The following is an 18,781-nucleotide window of genomic DNA, read 5'->3' on the forward strand; positions in this document are numbered from 1 at the left end:
TAAATTTTCGGGAAATTAGGCTTTAAAGCCTATGTACTTACGTACCCCAGAGATTATTCTCAATGAGCAAGAGAATATGTGCTATCTCGGAGATTCTTTAAGTTTGCTGGATAAGGTAGAAGCCGATATTTTTTATCTTGATCCGCCATATAATCAGCGTCAATATGCTCCAAACTATCATCTCCTTGAAACCATTGCACGCTATGATAATCCGCAAATTAAAGGAGTATCCGGCATGCGTGATTACCAACAACAAAAATCCACGTTTTGTAATGCACAAGCTGCTTTAGTTAGTTTAGAAAAGATCGTACAGCAAGGTAAATATCAGCATTTACTGCTTAGTTACAATGATGAAGGTATTATGCCAGAAGCAGAAATTTTAGGCATTTTACGTAGTCAGCAACTACATGTAGAAGTGGTGGATTTTGATTATTTGCGCTTTAAGAGTAATTCGAAAGGTAGTAATCAGAAGAAGTTTATTAAAGAGAAACTCTATCTTGCTTCAAAGTAACTTTTGTATAGCGAGAAATAAGAATTCAGTAGTACCTAAAGTACCTAAATTTGTTTAGTACAAGCGAATTTAGGTACTATTCGTTGCTTAAAATAATGATTTGATAGCTAATTTGATTTAACGGCTTATCAAAGCGCAGATAAATTTACTTTCTAAATGTTAGTTATTATCATTTAGAAAATATTTTTCGGAAACAGTTGTAAAACTGTGACATTAGGTATAAACTAAAGGCAGTAAAGTTTAAATTTTGTGAAAAATGCCGTTTAAAATTTATTTTTATCAGCCATTTATCACAGCTTTACACCTAGGCGTGTTATAAGTAGGTTTTTCGTATTTTTCTGGACTTATACACCACATATTAAACTAGCAAAATTAACAGCGTGAGAGCTAGTTTGCTCAAGATGAAAAAGAGGAGCTGCATTTGTCCTACCTAGCAGTTCCAAGTCTTTAATCTACACCTGAGATAATAAAAATACCGGGTTAGCTGTATAAGTTTTATACCCCATCTTTCGTGCATATCACCTACACAACTTCCCATTATCTGAGTCTGTATCTTAAAAAATCTTTTTTATCGTCTGTGAGCAAAAGGTTCTCTCGCGGAGAATCATATTATGACTTATGCAATTGCTGTTCAAGATCTTAATTTGATCTATCCAAATGGACATCAGGCGCTGATAGACGTAAATTTTGCTTTAGCACCAGGTCATGTCTGTGCTCTAATTGGCATGAATGGCTCAGGTAAATCTACGCTCTTTAAATCCATTTTAAATTTAGAAAAAGTTACTACTGGGCAAATTTTAATTGCGGGCAAACCAGTATCCCAGGCAGTAAAAGAAAATCTTATCGCTTATGTCCCGCAGGCTGATGCCATTGATTATGACTTCCCGATTAATGTCTATGAAGTTATTATGCAAGGACGTTATGCCAAAATGAATTTTATGCGTCGTGCAAGTGCCCAAGACAAAGAAATAGTTCTTGCCGCAGCTCGCCGCATGCAAATTGAACTTTTGTTGCACCGCCAAATCGGTGAACTATCAGGTGGGCAGAAAAAACGAGTGTTTATCGCTCGCGCTTTAGCCCAACAAGCGCAAATTATTCTTCTGGACGAACCTTTTACTGGCGTTGACGTAAAAACCGAAGAACAAATCATTCAATTACTCCCAGAACTAGCAAGCGAAGGTAAAACCATTCTAGTCTCAACCCACAACCTAGAGCGTGTAAAAGACTATTGTGATCAGACTTTACTGCTCTATCGTTCAGTAATTGATTTTGGCGCAACTGAACAAGTATTTACCCCTGAGAAGTTAGAACTAACTTTTAATCCGCGTGTACTTAAAAACTAAGGAGTTATAAATGCTAGATTATTTATACTCTTTGTTTGTAGAACCCATGCAATATCGTTTTATGCTCTATAGCCTATTAGGCATAGTGCTAATCTGTTTTGCCTGTGGGATTGTAAGTACGTTTCTTATTTTAAAAGGTTGGTCACTCTATGGTGATGCCTTATCACATGCGGTATTACCGGGGATTGTAATAGCCTTGGCTTTTGACTTTAATGTCGCTATTGGGATATTTGCGATTTCGTTACTTGTTACTTTCGTGATTAACTATTTTCGTCATCATACTCCCTTTAGTGAACAGACTACACTTGCTTATGTGACTTCGTCATTTATGGGGATTGGCTTTTTACTCTATTACTTACATCCACCAGGTGTACGGATTAACGAAATTCTATTCGGGAAAATAGTCGGCTTAACTACGGCTAATCTGATTGGCTTAGGAGTAATAGCCGCGCTCATTCTCATTATCGTCTGCACTTGTTGGCGCACTTTAGCCGTTATCTTCTTTGATCGCGTATTCGCACAAGTTATTGGCTTAAAAGTTAAAGTATTTGAATACTTATTCTATATTTTAATCGCGATTACAGTAATGAGTTCATTACGTTCGGTAGGTTCGCTGTTAGTGGTTTCGTTGCTAATTGTACCTGGAGCTATGGCGTATATTCTAACTTCTCGTTTACAGTATATGCTGTGGATTTCGAGTGTGTTTAGTGTAGTAACAGGCATTCTGGGTTTATATATTAGTTATCACTATAGTATGTCAACCGGAGCGACAATAATCACCATGCAGTTTGCAGCTTTCTTACTGGTTTTCTTTGCGCAATATATCAAACGTCGTTTACACTTACGTGCCAAAGCTCGAGCTGTTGCTGCTCGTCAAGCCCTAGGTAAACAAACCTCAACCGGAGGTCAACCATGTTAGAGTTTTTATATGACAACTTTGTTGATCCGCTGAGTTTTGATTTTTACCGCATTGCCTTAATTACTAGTATACTCGTGTCAATTAGTACAGCCATGACCTCACTAGTGATTGTCAATAAAAGCTGGGCAATGCTGGGCATGGGGCTCTCAAATTCGGTATTTCCTGGAGTAGTAATAGGGTCATTAATTCATTTTCCGCTAGCTATAACTATTGGGGCATTTAGTACCGGACTTGCTTGTTTCTACTTAACCAGTTTTATTATGTCGCACTCGCGCTTAAAAGCAGATGCTGCGCTGGGGATGTGTTATTCTTGTTTCTTTGCTTTAGGGTTAATTTTATTATCCTTTGTCAAAACAGAACAACACATTACGCACATTCTGTTTGGTAATCTTTTAGGGGTAGAAACCAGTGACTTTATTGAGCTATGCATTATTTGTGGATTAGTAATGGTGGTAACTCTTTTCAAGTTTAAAGATATTATTCTTTTTACTTTTGATGAATTACAATTCCGCGTGTTAGGCTTAGGTTACCAACGTTTTTACAACTTAATGTTAGTAATTCTAACCTTAACCATTATTGCTTCGTTACAAGCGATTGGGATTTTACTAACCATTTCTTATTTAGTATTACCAGCCGTAACTGCGCAACTATTTAGTAAGCGTTTACGCAATGTTTTACTGATTGCTATAGGTTCGAATCTGTTTAGCAGTTATTGGGGAATTACTTTAGCTTATATCCTCAATATCTCTACCGGTCCGAGCATTGTGGTAATGCAAACTTTACTGTTTTTATGTGGTTTTACTTATCGCAAGATTGCTAATTGGCGTACACGTCAATTACGCATTAAACAAGCTGCGGTAAGTAATTAAGTTGATAATCAAAGTTAAACTTAGATCGACAATAAGTAAGAATTGTCACACCCACAAGAAAAACTATTACTTACTTCTAGTTAGACCCAGACTAACTACCAGTAAAACTTACTCCAATCGTAAATCAAACGAATAGCAAAAATAAACGAACCAAGACCAGAAGTAATCTTTTGGTCTTGGCTAGTTTAGCTTATGTAAAAACTATTAATAGATCTTTTTATTGTTAGTTGAGTAATTTAGAGCTGGCTATACCTATACCACTAGATCTAATAGCTTAACTTTAGCCCAAAGGTTGCTGATAGCGTAAAAGCTCAATAATCTCACTCATGGCTTTAGTTTTAAAGCGATTCTGTGGATAGTACAGATACAGCGGATCATAAGTTGGAGCATAAGTACTTAAGACTTCAACATAATCCCCAGTAGCTAAACGCTCTTGTGCAGCTCCAGCAGTCAACCAAAGAATCCCCATACCTTTATCTAAGGCGTCGTAAAGTAAGCTACTTGAGTTTGAGCGAATTTGATAGTTTAACGAGTGGTTTTGAATTGAACCTTGTTCAACAAACTCCCATGGTACAACTGTCCCTCGATCGTTTAGGGTAAAGCCTAAACATACATGATCGACTAAATCTAAAGGAGTTTGTGGTGTGCCATGTTTATGGATGTAGGATTTATGCGCAAGATAGAGCATACGTAAAGGAGGACTAATTTGTACCCCAATCATATCTTGCGGTAGATCTGCTCCTAGACGTACCCCAAAATCAAATCTTTGTTTTACAATGTCTACAAAATTAGCATCATGGTAAAACTCAAGATTCACTTTAGGATTTTCTTTGAGGTAAGGATAGATACGAGGGGCAAGATAGAGTTGTCCAACATTATCCGCGCAGTTAATACGAATTGTCCCTACAGCTTGATTCGCAAAAGATTCTAACTCTTCTACTTGTAGGTTAATTTCCGCAAAGAGCGGTTGAATGCGATCGTAGAGATTCTTCCCTGCTTCGGTACATGAAATACTACGAGTGGTACGATTTAAGAGTTTAGTTTCAAGTTTAGCTTCCAGTCCGCTCATGGCATGACTGATTGCCGAGGTAGTCACATTGAGAGTTTTAGCGGCTTTAGTAAAACTTCCAGCTTGGACTACAGTAATAAAGATATTCAGTTCATTAAAGTTGTGCATAGTTGCTCCAATGAGCTAATGCGAAATTGCTTAGAGTTAAGATTAAGTTGTTGCTGGTTATTATTGCTTTTATTGTGTGTGGTGTAACACTTTGTAGAGTATAAATATTTAGTTGTATTATGTAGTGTATAACTTTTGTTTGTTTTTAAAATTATACATACGCAAAAATCCTTTAGTTAAACTAAAGGATTTTATTAAAAAAGAATAATGTAGCCGAATGAGCGTACTTCCGGATTCAATGAGAACGATAGTTCTACAAAAACCGCATATAACAGACCATTGGCTTCTAAGGCTATATTCCTTATCTCCGAAGAGGGAATAGGGAGCATTAGCTTGCACCGGCGCTGACAGAGACGCAGTTAATCTGATTTTCATAGCCTCTGGGAATAGACGGTACACGCCTCATTCAGACTGGAGTATTATACTCAACGAAAGAGGATAATGCAAATTTTTTAGAGATTTACTTACAGTCAGCAACTTGCATATAAAAAAACAGGGGAAGCCGGATGGGCGTATCCTTATTTGTTCAATGAGAACGAAAATAATAAAAAGACCGCATATAACAGACCTTTGGCTTCTCACTCTATATACCTTATCTCCGAAGAGGGTATAGGGAGGGTGAGCCTAGCACTGGAACTGACAGCGACGCAGTCGATCTAAGCAGTATAGCCTCTGGGAATCGAAGGTCAACGACACCATCAAGTCTTCCTAAGTCCTATTATAACGCCAACAAATGGTGAACTCAAGCCTTTTAAAAGTTTAATTATGAGGAGTTTAGGATTTTGCAAGTTTGGGTGCAAGAAATTGATATTTGCGAGAAGAAAGTAAATTTAGGTATGACTTTGGAAAATTAAGTGGAGAAAAGTAAGTAATAATTTGACTGCTGTCGGTAATCAAGCAGAAGTAAGTTTAGTTGCTAAGGCTAAACATGGACAGCAAAATTACTCTCGTTTTACGAGTGACTTGGTTCTAGATTTGAGGCAAGATAGTAAATTTGCCTTTTTACGTTTGCGCTACTAAAGGTAAATTTACGACTGAGAAACGTGAACTGAAATTTGCTTTTATTAGATCTGGCTTAACGACTAGCAACGAGGACAATAAGGAGAGAGATGAAGTTAAAAGTGATTTTTACAGGCAAATAATTATTGTGGTGATAGCTAAACTTACGTTTGCTTTGGGGCTTGGTTTTGCAGATTGATTGCAAACAATCAATTTTTTCCTAACCAATTAAGCTCTAAAAAATAGGCAGCAGAAATTAATCACTTCCTACTAGTTAATTAGATAAATTATCACTCATATCAGCAATTAGATAAATCGTCACTCACATCTGCTAATTATATAAATTGTAGTTCACACCAGCAAATTAGTTATAAGTCACTCACACTAGCAAGTTAGTTAAATTTAAATTTAAATTTAAATTTAAATAATTAGTAGTTTTAATAAACTAGCTAAACTTAATTATGATTAGTAACTAGCTAAGCTTTATTACGATTAGTGACAAGCCAAACGCATAAAATCCTCGCCTTGGCGAGGATTTTAAGCTAGTAATTAATAAGCAATGATTAATCTACTTTACAAGCAACTTCATATAATTCTTGTGGGAACACATGACGTTGGTTGTTAATTGCATCTACGATATCGTAGTGTACTAATTGGTTATCACGAATACCTACGCAACGACCTTTTTCACCTTGTAATAAAAGATCAACTGCAAATACACCCATACGTGTAGCAAGAATACGGTCAAAACCAACTGGTGAACCACCACGTTGAATGTGACCTAAAATAGTTGCACGTGTTTCTTTTTTCGTTTCACGTTCAATGTTTTTAGCTAATTCTTGTACATTAGTAGTGTGCTCAGCAACTACGATTAGGCTGTGACGTTTACCTTCAGCCGAAGTGCGTTTAATGCTTTCAATGATCTCTTTTTCAGACCATTCGCGTTCTGGTACGATTAAGCATTGACCGCCACCAGCGATTGCTGAGTAAACAGCTAAGTCACCACAGTAACGACCCATTACTTCGATAATTGACACACGGCTGTGTGATGAAGAAGTGTCGCGTAAACGGTCGATTGAGTCAATTGCCGTTTGTAATGCAGTGTAGAAACCAATAGTGTAGTCTGTACCAGGGATATCGTTATCAATAGTACCTGGTAAACCGATGCATGGGAAGTCTAATTCATCAGTAATTAGTTTAGCTCCAGTGTAAGAACCGTCACCACCGATAACGATTAATGCACCAATGTCGCGATCTTTAAGGTTTTGAATTGCTTTAGCACGGTTTGCAGGATCTTTAAACTCTGGGAAACGAGAAGAACCTAACATTGTGCCCCCGCGCTCAAGAATGAAAGCTACAGAACGGGCATCTAATTTACGTAAGTCATTGTGGTATAAACCATAGTAACCATCGTTTACCCCGTATACTTCAATCCCTTGTTTAGTTGCGTAACGAACAACTGCACGAATTGCTGCATTCATACCAGGAGCATCCCCACCTGATGTAAGGATGGCAATTTTTTTGATATCTGCCATAGAAGACCAACCTATAAATTGTGTTTGGTTAAATGAATCAATGTCTTAAAGTCTGGATTATGGAATACATAATCAGACAAAGCTGTTTGAGCATAGGAGTACAGACTTTAAGTTGTAACTACGGAAGTTACGGTTAATCGATTCTTGGACGTGTCTGTCCTTTGCGCAAAAAGTTTGAGTAAGTTGTGATAGCTGTATAAGCTATTTCTTTATGAAGCATATTATAGCAATTTTTGCTAGTTTTCGAAGATAAAATTATAAGCAAGGTTTTAGGGTTAAACTGCTATTAACTCATGAATATTAAGTATAAAAGTCGTTGCTTTTGTGGTGGGGATTGTGAAGAGAGTGGATTAATTATTGACTAAGTTTATCAACTTTAGATCATATCGATGTTAATGCTTGTTTGGTGCAATAAAATAAGGACTTGTACCTAAAAATGAGAGGTGGTTTTTGCTTCAGGGGGAGTAGGTATATGTATCTTTGCAGTACAGCTCACTTTGATGAAGTAAACATTTTTAGATGGAGTAAGCAATTTTCGCTGGATTAAGCATTTGCTGTAGTAAACATTTGTTATAGCTAAAGTTAAAGGCCAAGAACCTTAGTTCTTGACCTTTAACATGTCTAGTTCAGAGATGATTATTAACCTAAGAATTTGCTAATTTCCAAGGATAAATAATTACTTGAGAATGGGAGTATGTAAATACTTAAGTTGTGGGGATAGTAACACTAATAGGCTTATTATCCATACTAACCTGACTAATCAGACTAACTAATTACTTTAGCGCGATCCTGTGGACGATAAATCAAGCAGTATAAGGTGATTAAAATCCCCCCGACAATGAAAAATCCAGCATTGGTATGAAGTAAAGTAGCTCCTGCTAAACGATCTATATGTGAAAGGTGAGAAACAATCAGTCCACCAATAACTAAGCGCATGGCTGTAGCTAAACTATTCGCCGTACCCGTCATATTACTGTAATCCAGTAAGTAGATACTTAAAAGGTTGCCGTTTAAGAAGCCGTTGTACAGTAAGTTAACACCTATGGCCAACATAATGCCTGGTAAACTTAAGAAGTACCAACTCACAATAAAATTAATGCTAGTAGTAAAGACTAATAAGATTGCAGCATTGCGCCATATTAGTGCTGGATTATAACCTTTACGAATAAAGATCTGATTTACTTGCACCCCAAAAGAAATAGTAACTAAATTTACAATTAAACAGTAACCAAAGTTTTGCGGAGAAACTCCATAATCTACCATGTAAATTGCTGGTAAAAGAGTAGGGAAACTAATAATAGGTACAGTGTAAATAATGTTAATTACGAGCAGGAACAGACTATTAGGAGTGGTTAAGATAAACCAGTAGTTCGAAAGAATCTTCGGCAGTTTAAATGATTGCTTCTTACTTGGATCGAGGGTCTCTGGAATGAATTTAATGAACAATGCCATTACCAGAATCAGGGCAATAGATACACTATGAAAAATATTATGCCAGCCAAAGTGTAAATAAATGTAACCCCCAATTAGCGGCGCAGCTACTGGAGCAAAGAGGAAGATAGTTACAATCCACGAGTTGTAAATAATGTATTTGCGTGGAGGAAAAATATCACGCAGCATTACACGCGGCACAATTGATAAACCACTAAACATCATCCCTTGTAAGAAACGACAGATTTGTAATTCGGTAAAGGTATTAGCTTGGGTAATCCAGAAGTTAACTCCTAAGCCAAATACTCCACAAAGGATAATCAATATCTTACGACCATAGCGATCCATAAATGGACCCCAGAATAATTGCCCTGCTCCCATACCAATACTATAGTAAGCAATAATCTCTTGGATATGCTGTAAGGTAGTATTGAAATGCTCGGCTATCGCATTAATAGCTGGAGTAAACGAGTTGTTAGCAAAACCTGAAAAACAGGTGGTAATTGCCATTAACAGGATTAACCAAAAGGTTTTAGGTAAGCGTTGTTGTAAGGCTTGTTGATAGGGAGTTATAGTATCAAAATTAACCTTGCCACCACGATCGACAATTTGAGAAGTGGACTCAACCGTAGTGGCACTAGCTGAAACCGTTTCTGTCCCTACGACTGTTGAGCCAAGTTGATCGCTCGAGTTCTGTTGCTCGTTTGCTTTGTTTGCATCGTGCGGATTATTTGTTACCTTAGTGGTGTTGTCAGGGCAAACTTGTTGCTCTTTGCTATGTTGAGAACTAGACATAGGCAAACCTATTAGCTATAAAGTAAGTTAAGAATAAGTTGATAATCTTAAATATTATAGCCCGAAACAGCAACGAAAAAAGCTCTGCGTTAGCAGAGCTTAAATAGGAAAATATATATGAATACTTGGAAGTTTGTTTTTTAACCTAAATTCAGTTTAAAGTACCTTATATAGATTATTAGTTCAAAACTTTTACGCTTGGTTCGTTACCGAGGATCTCTGAAATTCTAATTTATTACCAATAATTTGGCTTCAGATGGTAATAAATTAAATCCTCTTATAACATTAGTAACTATTTTATCAGATTTTTCCTCAAAAATAATAAAAGCACCGAAAAAATTTAGTAACTAAAGAAAAAAGCGAAAATTTAAGTATAAAATGCGTAAATAAATCTAGGAACAGGTAAGTGAGCTCTTTTGCCAGTGTAGAAGATGAATATGTAAAAAATAAACAGGAGTTGGTTGCAAGCCTAACTTAAACCTGCTATCATAGGATTATAAATTTTTTCTCACGTAAATTATTACACCTACCTTACATTTGCTTAAGATCTTGTATTTTAATTGCAGAAATGCATAAGATTAAGCAACAAGGAGAGAGAAAAAAGAGCCCTGATACTTAGGTATCAGGGCTTTCACTTTAAGTGGTTGCACTTTAGTTTTTTAATTTTAGGAGTTGGCTATGTTAAGAGTTTTTCACCTACGTATGACTTGAGCAAGTCAAGAGTACAACTCTTAAGCTTTTGCATCTTTACTCTTAAAATCTTTAGACGTTTGTTGTAAACGTAGATCTGGACGGAATTTATGGTAGTAGAAAAAGTACATAAATGCTGCAATTAAGATCACAATCGCATGGATAATTAAAAGCGTTTTACCATGATAGCTTGGAATATGCGCTAGTAGCGCAACTGCTCCTCCAGCAAAAGCTAATCGAATACCTGCAAATAATGATCCTGCCGTACCAATCATATTATTGTAATCAATTGCAAAGATGCATAAAGTATTACCAATAATTAATGAGGTAAAGATTACACAAATACCGAGACTAACAATCACCCCTAAGAGTGTAACTCCACTAATTAAAGTGTAAATGGTAACGGTAGTAGCTAAGGCTTGCGCAATAGAAGCTCCAAGTAAAATCTTAGCCGGAGAATAACCTCGTTTCACTAACCATGAGTTCAGTTGTAAACCTAGTACCATGAGAATCGTATTGATTAAGACTAACCAGCCAAAGTGTTTTGGGGCAACATGATAATCAATAATGTATACCATTGGTAGCATGGTTGGTAATAATACTGTGGTAATAGTAAAAATACTATTGTAGATAATTAACCACACTGAACTCTTACGCGTTAATACTATACCGTAAGCTTGCCATGTACGTTTAAGGCTAATTGGTTGCGCTCGCTGCGGATCTAAGGTTTCAGGAACAAAGAGACTAAAGCATACTAGGACAATTAGCATTACCATAGACAGGATGCCAAAAATAGCTTGCCAACCAAGGTAAATAAAGATGTATGCTCCAATCAGCGGCGCTATTACTGGAGTTAGCACAAACAGACTACTTAACCAACCGCTATAGATTACATAACGTTTAGCACTATAGCAGTCACGTAACATCACACTAGGGATTACTCCTAGACCAGAATAGATTAAGCCTTGGAGAATACGTACGGTTTGTAATTCACCATAGTTATGAGCATTCATTAACCAGAGGTTTAAGAAGATCCCTCCATAACCACAAATAAGAATGGTGGCTTTACGACCAATGCTATCCATTAATGAACCCCAAATAAATTGTCCGAGTCCATTACCAATGGTGTAATAAACAATAATTGAGGTTATAGCACTTACTCCAACTTGGAAATCTTGAGCCATAGCTTCAATGGCAGGAGCAAAACTATTATTCACAAACCCTGCAAACATACAAACAAAATAAAGCAAAGTAAAGAACCAAAACTGTTTAGGTAATTGAGGTTCTAGTTGCTTCTGAAACTCGGATACTTCCTCAAAACCTACGCGTCCGGTGTCGATGGTTTCATGATCGGAACTTGAACTCATATGTGCGCGTTTACGTTGACGCGAGGAAGCAGTTTGAGAGTTAGTTGTTTGTTTAGTTGAGGCAGCGCTTGCTTGTTCGGTTGCTTGTTCGGTTGCCGTGCATTGAGTTGAGTTTTGTTCTGCACGAGAAGATTCAGTGCCAGAGAGCTCAACGTCGGAAGATTTAGTATAAGTATGTTCTGGACTAACTTGCTTGGTAGCAACATTGTCAGTAAGAACTGGAGTGCTATCTGTTTGCGTAGTACCAGATTGGTTGTTAGTAAACTGTTGGGTTTCAGTTTGTTGAGCTTGTTCTTCAGTTAAAGTATTAGTTGCTGAATGATTAGCATCAGAACTATTAACATCAGAGCTATTAGCAGTTGAACTATAAGTAGCTGGGCTATTAATAGCAGTGCTATTAGTAGCTAAAACAGTGCTAGAAGCATTGATTTCACCAGTAGTTTCGTTAACTGTTGTAAAGGCTTTACAAGTAATACCATGATTAACATGAGTATCGTCTTGATTGCAGCTTGCAAGTTGTACTTGCGAGGCAGGATTAAAATCCGCTACATGAAAAGCCGGAGTAAATTCGTTGTTTTCCCATACGGCTTCAGTGGCTTGGTTTTGCTCATTGAGCTCTAAGTCACTGATAAATACCGAGGTACTTGCTTGGGTGTCTGCAAGTGAAGCATTTGCGGTTACACTTGCTAGATCTGAGATATCTTGCTGATTAGAGTGAGAGAGATGTGAACTTTCAGGTTGAGCTGCTAAAGCTTGAGCATCTTTATCTCTGTTTTGTTGATTTTGCGTCATAGGGGTAGTCAATCTACAGCTTAGTTGGCGAACTAAGCCGAAAAGTGCGCAGCTATATCAATAAAAATATCAATCTTTAATAGCTTGAGGTTAAATGGCTTTACCCTGTAAGTTTCAGGTAATTTAGCTTTATATTTTATCACGATTTACTCTCTCATACACATGCCTAACAAAAATGCCTTTAGTGTCTTTTTGGACACTAAAGGCATTTTTGGATATAATGAAAGAGATAAAATTTTTCACAGTCGAGCCGCGAGGAAAGAACATGAACAAACTCTTACAAGAATTACCAGCTTGTCCAGTAGCCCTAACTGTACAAATTATTGCTTCACGTTGGAAGCTCTTAATCATTCGTGATTTAATGGAAGGTACTAAACGTAATAGCGAATTACTGCATAGTTTAGAGGGAATTTCGCAAAAAGTTCTTACTAATACCTTACGTGATCTAGAAAAACTAGGTCTTGTAAATCGTGAAGTATTTGCTGAAGTACCTCCACGTGTAGAATATTCTTTAACCCCTCTAGGTTATAGTCTTTTACCTTTAATGATGACACTATATGCTTGGGGAGCTGCTTTCCAACGTCACTTTAACTTAAATCAAGATACTGTAGATAACGATCAAGAATACTTTGCGCAAATCTATTCTCAACTCCAAGAGCATACGCAAACCATTGATCCTGCGATTTTTGATAGTCCGTACTACGAACAACAGATGTCGTTTATCAATAATCTCTTAGCTCAAAGTGACTTCTCGGCATTTGTGCAACCTTAAGTGTAGTTAGTAGTATTTTGAAAAAGCTAAGCTGAAAAGTTAAGCTCAATCTAAGCTGAAAATCTAAGTTAACAAACTAAGCTGTTAAAAGTACTGTCCACAACTAAAAAGATTATCTGAAAAACTAATTTAAATCAAGCCTCTATTTCTTGCGAAATAGAGGCTTTAAAACATTCTACTTTATTTTTTTGGAGTAAGTACAATTTGGGTTAAAAGTATGAAATTGATCTTACACACATTCGTTTAAAGACGTTACTAGCAGCTGCAGCTATAGCTGCTATGGATCGTAATTCTAATAAGTGTTTTTAGTTTTGGGTTTTAGTTTTCTAATTTTTAGGGTTAAAGTTTGCTTATTTTGCGTCGCCTTGACGGAAGCTTAATTGTACGCGGCTAAATTTGTTTGCGCTTACTAATGAAGCTAGTTCATGTGCATAGTCAGCATATGAAATGTAGCTTTCACCAGCTTTATTTACTGCAAAGTCAGCACCACCGATAACTACGTTACCAGTTTTCGCACCATTTTCATCAAAATCAGCAGCAGGGTGAACATAAACCCAGTTAGTTGCGCTTTGACGAACTACTAATAATTGTTCTGCGTGAGCACGTGCTAAGCCTTGGTAATCAGCTGGGAAATCAGGAGTATCGAATAATCTTGCACCTGAAGCTGGATCAACTACTAAACTACCAGCACCACCAACTACATATAGTTTAGTGTCGCTGTTAGCAAGAATGCTAGTTAAGTGAGTTGCTACTTGTTTGTACATTGGGAATAATTCTGGATTTAATACACCGAATGCACTTACTACAGCGTCAAAGTCTTTAACCTGTTCAGCTGTTAAATCTAATAAATCTTGTTGTAAATAAGAAGTCAAGAAGCTATTACGGTTATCACCACGACCTAAACCTGTTACTTGGTGACCTAATGCTACTAATTCTTGTGCTACTAAAGAACCTGTTTGACCGTTTGAAGCTAATACTAATACTTTCATGTTTGTTTCCTTTTGTGTTGTTTGTGTTTGTTTAATGTTTGTTATGTTATTGAGAGTTTGTTAAGTTTGTTAAGTTTGTTAAGTTTGTTAAAAAAGTTGTTAAGAGCGTTAAGTTAAAATTAGTTTTTTAATTTTCTACGTCTAGTATATGCGGATTAAAAACAGTTGTAAAGTAGGCACTTTTAGGTGCTATAGGTTACTTCAAAGTAACCTTTAGGATATTCTGCAGGATATAAAGAAGAAAAAATTTTTAATTTTTTCACGTTTTTACGAAAAAATCTCAAGAATGACTCTTGAGGGTATTTTTTGAGCAATAAATTTCTTTTGATGGAAGGATTTATTTTTTAGTACGACAACAAACTAATCTTTCTAAACAACATACTAAATAACAACTTTAGGTAATTCCTTCAAACAGCAGTCTCAAATAGCAACATTAGGTGATGCCTTAAGACAACAGGCTCAAAATAGCAATCTAAGTAATACGGCAAAAATAGATATAGCCGCATTAAGTAATACAGGAAAATAGATACATCCGCATTAAGTAATACTGCAAATAATGATAGCCACTTCAATCAGAGGTGATAACCAAAAAAACGCCCTAGAGAAAATTTCTCTAGAGCGTTTTGCAAAACTATCTTGTTGTCTAAAATTATAAAACACAAATATTAATTTGTATAGATATATAAACGCAAGAAAGGAAAGATTTTTTCAATGCCGCGCATAAATAAGGAAAATTAATTTGTGTTTTTGTCTTTTAGATTAGTATTTACGGTAAGCTTGGCTTACTTTCATTAAGTAACGACGAGTTTCAGCTGAATAGTGTTTTGAAGTTACATATGAGTAGACCTGTCCTGGAGACATGCCATTGATAATGTCAACTGCTTTAGCACGATTCGAGTTGAAAATACTTAATAAGCCGCCCGGACCACCGTTATATGAAGCAATTAACACATAACGTAAGTTGGTTGGGTTTTCGATCTTACTAAAGTATTGCGTCATCATAATGTTAATGTAAATCGCAGCTGCTTGGATATTGTTTTCAGGATTATAGAGGTATTTTTGACTTGGTTGACCGCTATAACCTAAGTATTTATATACATCAGTACCAGCTGTACGAGGCACGATTTGCATTAGACCAATAGCACCTGAACTTGATTTCGCGTATGGGTTGAATGCTGATTCAATTTCCATAATCGCAAACATTAAGCGTGGGTCTACTTTATATTGGTTTGCGTATTTATATACTAATGGCGCATATTGTTTAGCACGAGCGCTTAAGTGGTTTTTAATCATGTAGATATCTACATAATAAGCTAATTGCCCATTAGATAAGCGACGTACTTTAATTTGGGTATTTAAAATTGATGAAGCATAAGCATCAGCTTGCGCTACAGTAGTAATAGGTTTACCGTTATTATCAACCACTTGGTTAGCTAAGAATGGTGTGCCACGACTAACTTGCGGAGTAGTTGCGTCATAGAGCGTACCATCTTCAGGCTCTTGGTTCATTAATAAGGTAAAGATGATTTCGTTTTTGAGTGCAGTATAGTAATCATCAGAAAGAGTTTCGAAACGGATTTGCCCTGTTTCGAAGTGGATTACGGCACGCGTGTTCCATTTATCTGAATATTTTACTAAGTCTGTAGGCTTAAACATAATCTCTTGGAAGCCCCAGATTTGTCCGAGATTATTGTTAATGTCCCGAATAAAGCGATCTAATTGCGCTTGTTCGTCACGACTAGCAATCGGACCTGAAGTACTTGAACAAGAGGCAAGGCATACTCCAATGAGAGCTGCACAAATATAAGATTTAATTTTTTGACGCCAAGTGCGAGGCTGGCGCAACGGAGGTTGAGGAAGAATTAACATATTTATCAGTAATTAATAAAAAGGTTAAACACTAAAACCAGAAAATTAGGCTTGCATCACTAACAAAAAGGAAGTGTTTAATTTTGTCGTTTTAGGATTTACACAAAGGAAAAGCAAACTTAACTCAATGAGTTAAGTTTGCTTGCAATACAAATAATTTCAGCTATTTGTACTTTTAAATTATAGGGCTTTGTAGCGACCTTCACCTACAGTTGATGAAGCTTCATCTTTTTTCTCTTCAGGAGTATAGCCTGCTACAGTAACATCTTTACCATTGAACAGAAAATCGATCATAGTTTGTTCAAGGATTTTACGATGTTCAATATTCATTAAGTTGTAGTGATGTTCATTAACTAACATGGTTTGTTTTTTTAACCAAATTTGCCATGCTTCTAATGAAATGTTCTCAAAAATACGTTTGCCTAGTTCACCAGGATAGAACTGAGCTGGTAAACCTGGTGCTTCTTTTTTTAAATATTGGCAAAATACCATGCGTGCCATAAAACAAAATCCTTGTAGTTCTTGTCGCTTTCTACAGATCGTTAATCTTAAGATGATCTTGTCTTCTCGATGGGCTAACGATTAATATGCTTACCGACAAGATAAGTTAAATCCGGTGCGGGTTGTAAGTGGATTACTCAAATGTATGCCCTTTAGTAAAGGACAAGCAAAGACTGCATACTTATCTTCCCCGAGTTTTTAGACTTAGAGTTGTGCTTCTTGACGATCACAACTTCATTATTATCTCATAATGATGTGATTTTTTCAGAGTAATCAAGCAACAAGGATCGGTTGAGACGTGTTTAGATATGTTTAGCTAAACAAAACGAAGTCTTGCCCATAAAGATGTAACTTTATGGGCAAGACTTCATGCATTAGGTGACAGCCATGAGAAAAGTCTAGAAATCTCTAGATATATCTTTTGAGAAAATACCTCAGTAAATCTTTTCTATCAAAACTCATTAGGGATAGAATTGATTAAAACTCCAATCAATTATCAGCAAAAGACGATCCACATATAGATTTTCCTTTATAGACCATCTATACGTAATCTCATTTAGCGGCTGTGCGCATATTATACTACTGGCTATTGGTAATTGTGAACTTTTTTCTTAGGCAGGTATTTTGCTAGTGTTCTTGCTTGGTCTTTTAGCTTGTTTGGGGTGCATCTTAGGGGCGCTCAGGAGTTACTTTGATAATGCTTGTGATACATCTCAGCTATCTTTAGAAATAATGCTGGGGAGATGGCGGATTACTTTTTTGTAGGGATGCTTTTCTAAAAGTATTGTTTACTTTTACCTATTGATGTTTTGCTTTGTGCTATACTTGGATAGAAAAATTTGTATCTCATTTACGATTGTTTTTCTTTGCTTTTTGTTACTTAACTTACTTTTATGTTAGCTTGTTGCGCCTTTCGAGATATGTATTAATTATTAAATACTTACTTTCGTTCGTCAAAAGTGGTCTGAGTTGGCAAATCAGTAAAAACTTTATTTATTTTTCGCTTAAAGCGGTTATTATAAAAGTGAGAAAAACAATCATTTAAGAATAAGGACTTTCCATGCTAGTACTTTTATCTCCTGCTAAAACTTTTAATGAAAAGCTAGCTGTACCCCCTGGTAAATTTACGATTCGTACTCCCTATTTTTATGATCAAGCGCAAGTTCTGGTTGAACAATTAAAAACCTTTACTCCAACCGAACTAGCTAAACTCTTAGACGTAAGTGAAAAAATTGCTGACACTAATTACGCTCGTTATCATAGTTGGCAAGCCGAACTTACGACGCAAAACTCTAAACCAGCAGCTTTTAGCTTCTGGGGTGATGTAAATAAACACTTTGATGCTTTTACTTTATCGCGTGATGATTTAAATTACGCTGATAATCACGTACTTTACTTAAGTGGTCTGTACGGTGTTTTACGTCCTTTAGACTTTATGCAAGAGTATCGTCTCGAAATGGGTAAAAGTTTAGCAACTTCACCAAGTTGTCGTAATCTTTACCAATTCTGGCAAGAACGTTTAGTTTCTTATCTGAATCAACGCATTAAAGACGAAAAAATCCCGGTTATTGTAAATCTAGCTTCTAAAGAATACTTTGGAGCCGTAGATGCTGCTAAATTAAAAGTGCCTGTAATCGAGATCCAATTCAAAGATCAAAAGAACGGCGTACACAAAGTAATTTCAGTAATTGCTAAACGTAGCCGTGGGACCTTTGCGCGTTGGATTGTACAAAATCGTGTAACTACTGTAGCTGATTTACAAAAGTTTGACGTAGATGGTTATTACTTTAAACCAGAAGAGTCTACCGAGACTCTATATACGTTCTATCGTGATGAGAAGAAGTAAGTGCTTTAGTTATCACTTGATGTAATCTTATACGATATAGATCCTAGTTTAAGACCTACAGCTTTGCTGTAGGTCTTAAACAACTGTATTTGGATCGTATTTGAATATAGTTAGCAATTTTTGTAGATGTAGTTACTGACTACAATTAAAAACAGCACTCATTCTTAATAAGAATGGAAATGGTTACTATTTAAAGGTAGATTTTTAAACAATTTAGCGCATAAAACACGCTGATCCTGCTTTTGTCTTGCAATCTCTTAAAAAGCGCGTATAATGGCACTTTTTACTTTGAACTTTAGTATTGAGATATATGCCACGTGAGTAGAGAAAAATTTAGCTTTAGCTAAATTAAACCATAGCTAAATTAAACCTTAGC

At 36.3% G+C, this 18,781-nt stretch carries 13 protein-coding genes; 6 read left to right on the top strand and 7 right to left on the bottom strand.

The annotated features are described in order from the left end of the window. The first annotated feature begins 31 nt into the window (after window positions 1-31). The 4 genes from CKF58_RS03530 to CKF58_RS03545 all read left to right on the top strand — a co-directional run bounded on the left by CKF58_RS03530 (window position 32) and on the right by CKF58_RS03545 (window position 3,642). The gene (locus CKF58_RS03530) at window positions 32-511 is read left to right on the top strand and encodes a DNA adenine methylase (protein ID WP_119531027.1); all 480 of its coding nucleotides are present in this window, start codon (window positions 32-34) and stop codon (window positions 509-511) included. 611 nt (window positions 512-1,122) lie between these two features. Beyond that, window positions 1,123-1,854 (top strand): metal ABC transporter ATP-binding protein, encoded by a 732-nt coding sequence (locus CKF58_RS03535; protein ID WP_119531029.1) that lies wholly within the window; start codon window positions 1,123-1,125, stop codon window positions 1,852-1,854. A 46-nt stretch (window positions 1,855-1,900) separates the two neighbouring features. Beyond that, window positions 1,901-2,773: a metal ABC transporter permease gene (locus tag CKF58_RS03540; protein WP_222987684.1), complete on the top strand. Its 873-nt coding sequence runs from the start codon at window positions 1,901-1,903 to the stop codon at window positions 2,771-2,773. Continuing rightward, complete coding sequence (locus tag CKF58_RS03545; RefSeq protein ID WP_119531033.1) at window positions 2,767-3,642, top strand: metal ABC transporter permease; 876 nt, start codon at window positions 2,767-2,769, stop codon at window positions 3,640-3,642. The genes CKF58_RS03540 and CKF58_RS03545 overlap by 7 nt, the downstream gene beginning before the upstream one ends. Window positions 3,643-3,922: 280 nt before the next feature. Here CKF58_RS03545 and CKF58_RS03550 read toward each other — a convergent pair whose 3' ends face one another. The 4 genes from CKF58_RS03550 to CKF58_RS03570 form a co-directional block, all read right to left on the bottom strand. After that, window positions 3,923-4,819 carry a LysR family transcriptional regulator gene (locus CKF58_RS03550; protein WP_119531035.1) on the bottom strand — a complete coding sequence of 299 codons (897 nt, stop codon included), beginning with the start codon at window positions 4,817-4,819 and terminating at the stop codon, window positions 3,923-3,925. Between the two features lie 1,562 nt (window positions 4,820-6,381). Next, the gene (pfkA, locus tag CKF58_RS03560; protein ID WP_119531038.1) at window positions 6,382-7,353 is read right to left on the bottom strand and encodes a 6-phosphofructokinase; all 972 of its coding nucleotides are present in this window, start codon (window positions 7,351-7,353) and stop codon (window positions 6,382-6,384) included. A 765-nt stretch (window positions 7,354-8,118) separates the two neighbouring features. After that, window positions 8,119-9,579 carry an MFS transporter gene (locus CKF58_RS03565; protein WP_119531040.1) on the bottom strand — a complete coding sequence of 487 codons (1,461 nt, stop codon included), beginning with the start codon at window positions 9,577-9,579 and terminating at the stop codon, window positions 8,119-8,121. Between the two features lie 731 nt (window positions 9,580-10,310). Then, window positions 10,311-12,428 carry an MFS transporter gene (locus CKF58_RS03570; RefSeq protein WP_119531042.1) on the bottom strand — a complete coding sequence of 706 codons (2,118 nt, stop codon included), beginning with the start codon at window positions 12,426-12,428 and terminating at the stop codon, window positions 10,311-10,313. 265 nt (window positions 12,429-12,693) lie between these two features. Between CKF58_RS03570 and CKF58_RS03575 the strand changes: the two genes are divergently transcribed. After that, on the top strand, window positions 12,694-13,200 hold the full coding sequence (locus CKF58_RS03575; protein WP_119531044.1) for a winged helix-turn-helix transcriptional regulator: 507 nt from the start codon (window positions 12,694-12,696) through the stop codon (window positions 13,198-13,200). 350 nt (window positions 13,201-13,550) lie between these two features. Here CKF58_RS03575 and CKF58_RS03580 read toward each other — a convergent pair whose 3' ends face one another. The 3 genes from CKF58_RS03580 to CKF58_RS03590 form a co-directional block, all read right to left on the bottom strand. Continuing rightward, window positions 13,551-14,189, bottom strand: a complete 639-nt coding sequence (locus CKF58_RS03580) for an NAD(P)-dependent oxidoreductase (protein ID WP_119531046.1) — start codon at window positions 14,187-14,189, stop codon at window positions 13,551-13,553. A gap of 759 nt (window positions 14,190-14,948) precedes the next feature. Beyond that, complete coding sequence (locus tag CKF58_RS03585; RefSeq protein WP_119531048.1) at window positions 14,949-16,058, bottom strand: murein transglycosylase domain-containing protein; 1,110 nt, start codon at window positions 16,056-16,058, stop codon at window positions 14,949-14,951. Window positions 16,059-16,238: 180 nt separating this feature from the next. Continuing rightward, entirely contained in the window at window positions 16,239-16,559 is a 321-nt protein-coding gene (locus tag CKF58_RS03590) for an oxidative damage protection protein (protein ID WP_119531050.1), read from the bottom strand. A 1,060-nt stretch (window positions 16,560-17,619) separates the two neighbouring features. Between CKF58_RS03590 and yaaA the strand changes: the two genes are divergently transcribed. Beyond that, the gene (gene yaaA, locus CKF58_RS03595; RefSeq protein ID WP_119531052.1) at window positions 17,620-18,405 is read left to right on the top strand and encodes a peroxide stress protein YaaA; all 786 of its coding nucleotides are present in this window, start codon (window positions 17,620-17,622) and stop codon (window positions 18,403-18,405) included. Window positions 18,406-18,781 lie beyond the last annotated feature (376 nt).

It is taken from the genome of Psittacicella hinzii (genome assembly GCF_003585935.1).
Taxonomy (GTDB): Bacteria; Pseudomonadota; Gammaproteobacteria; order Enterobacterales; family Psittacicellaceae; genus Psittacicella; species Psittacicella hinzii.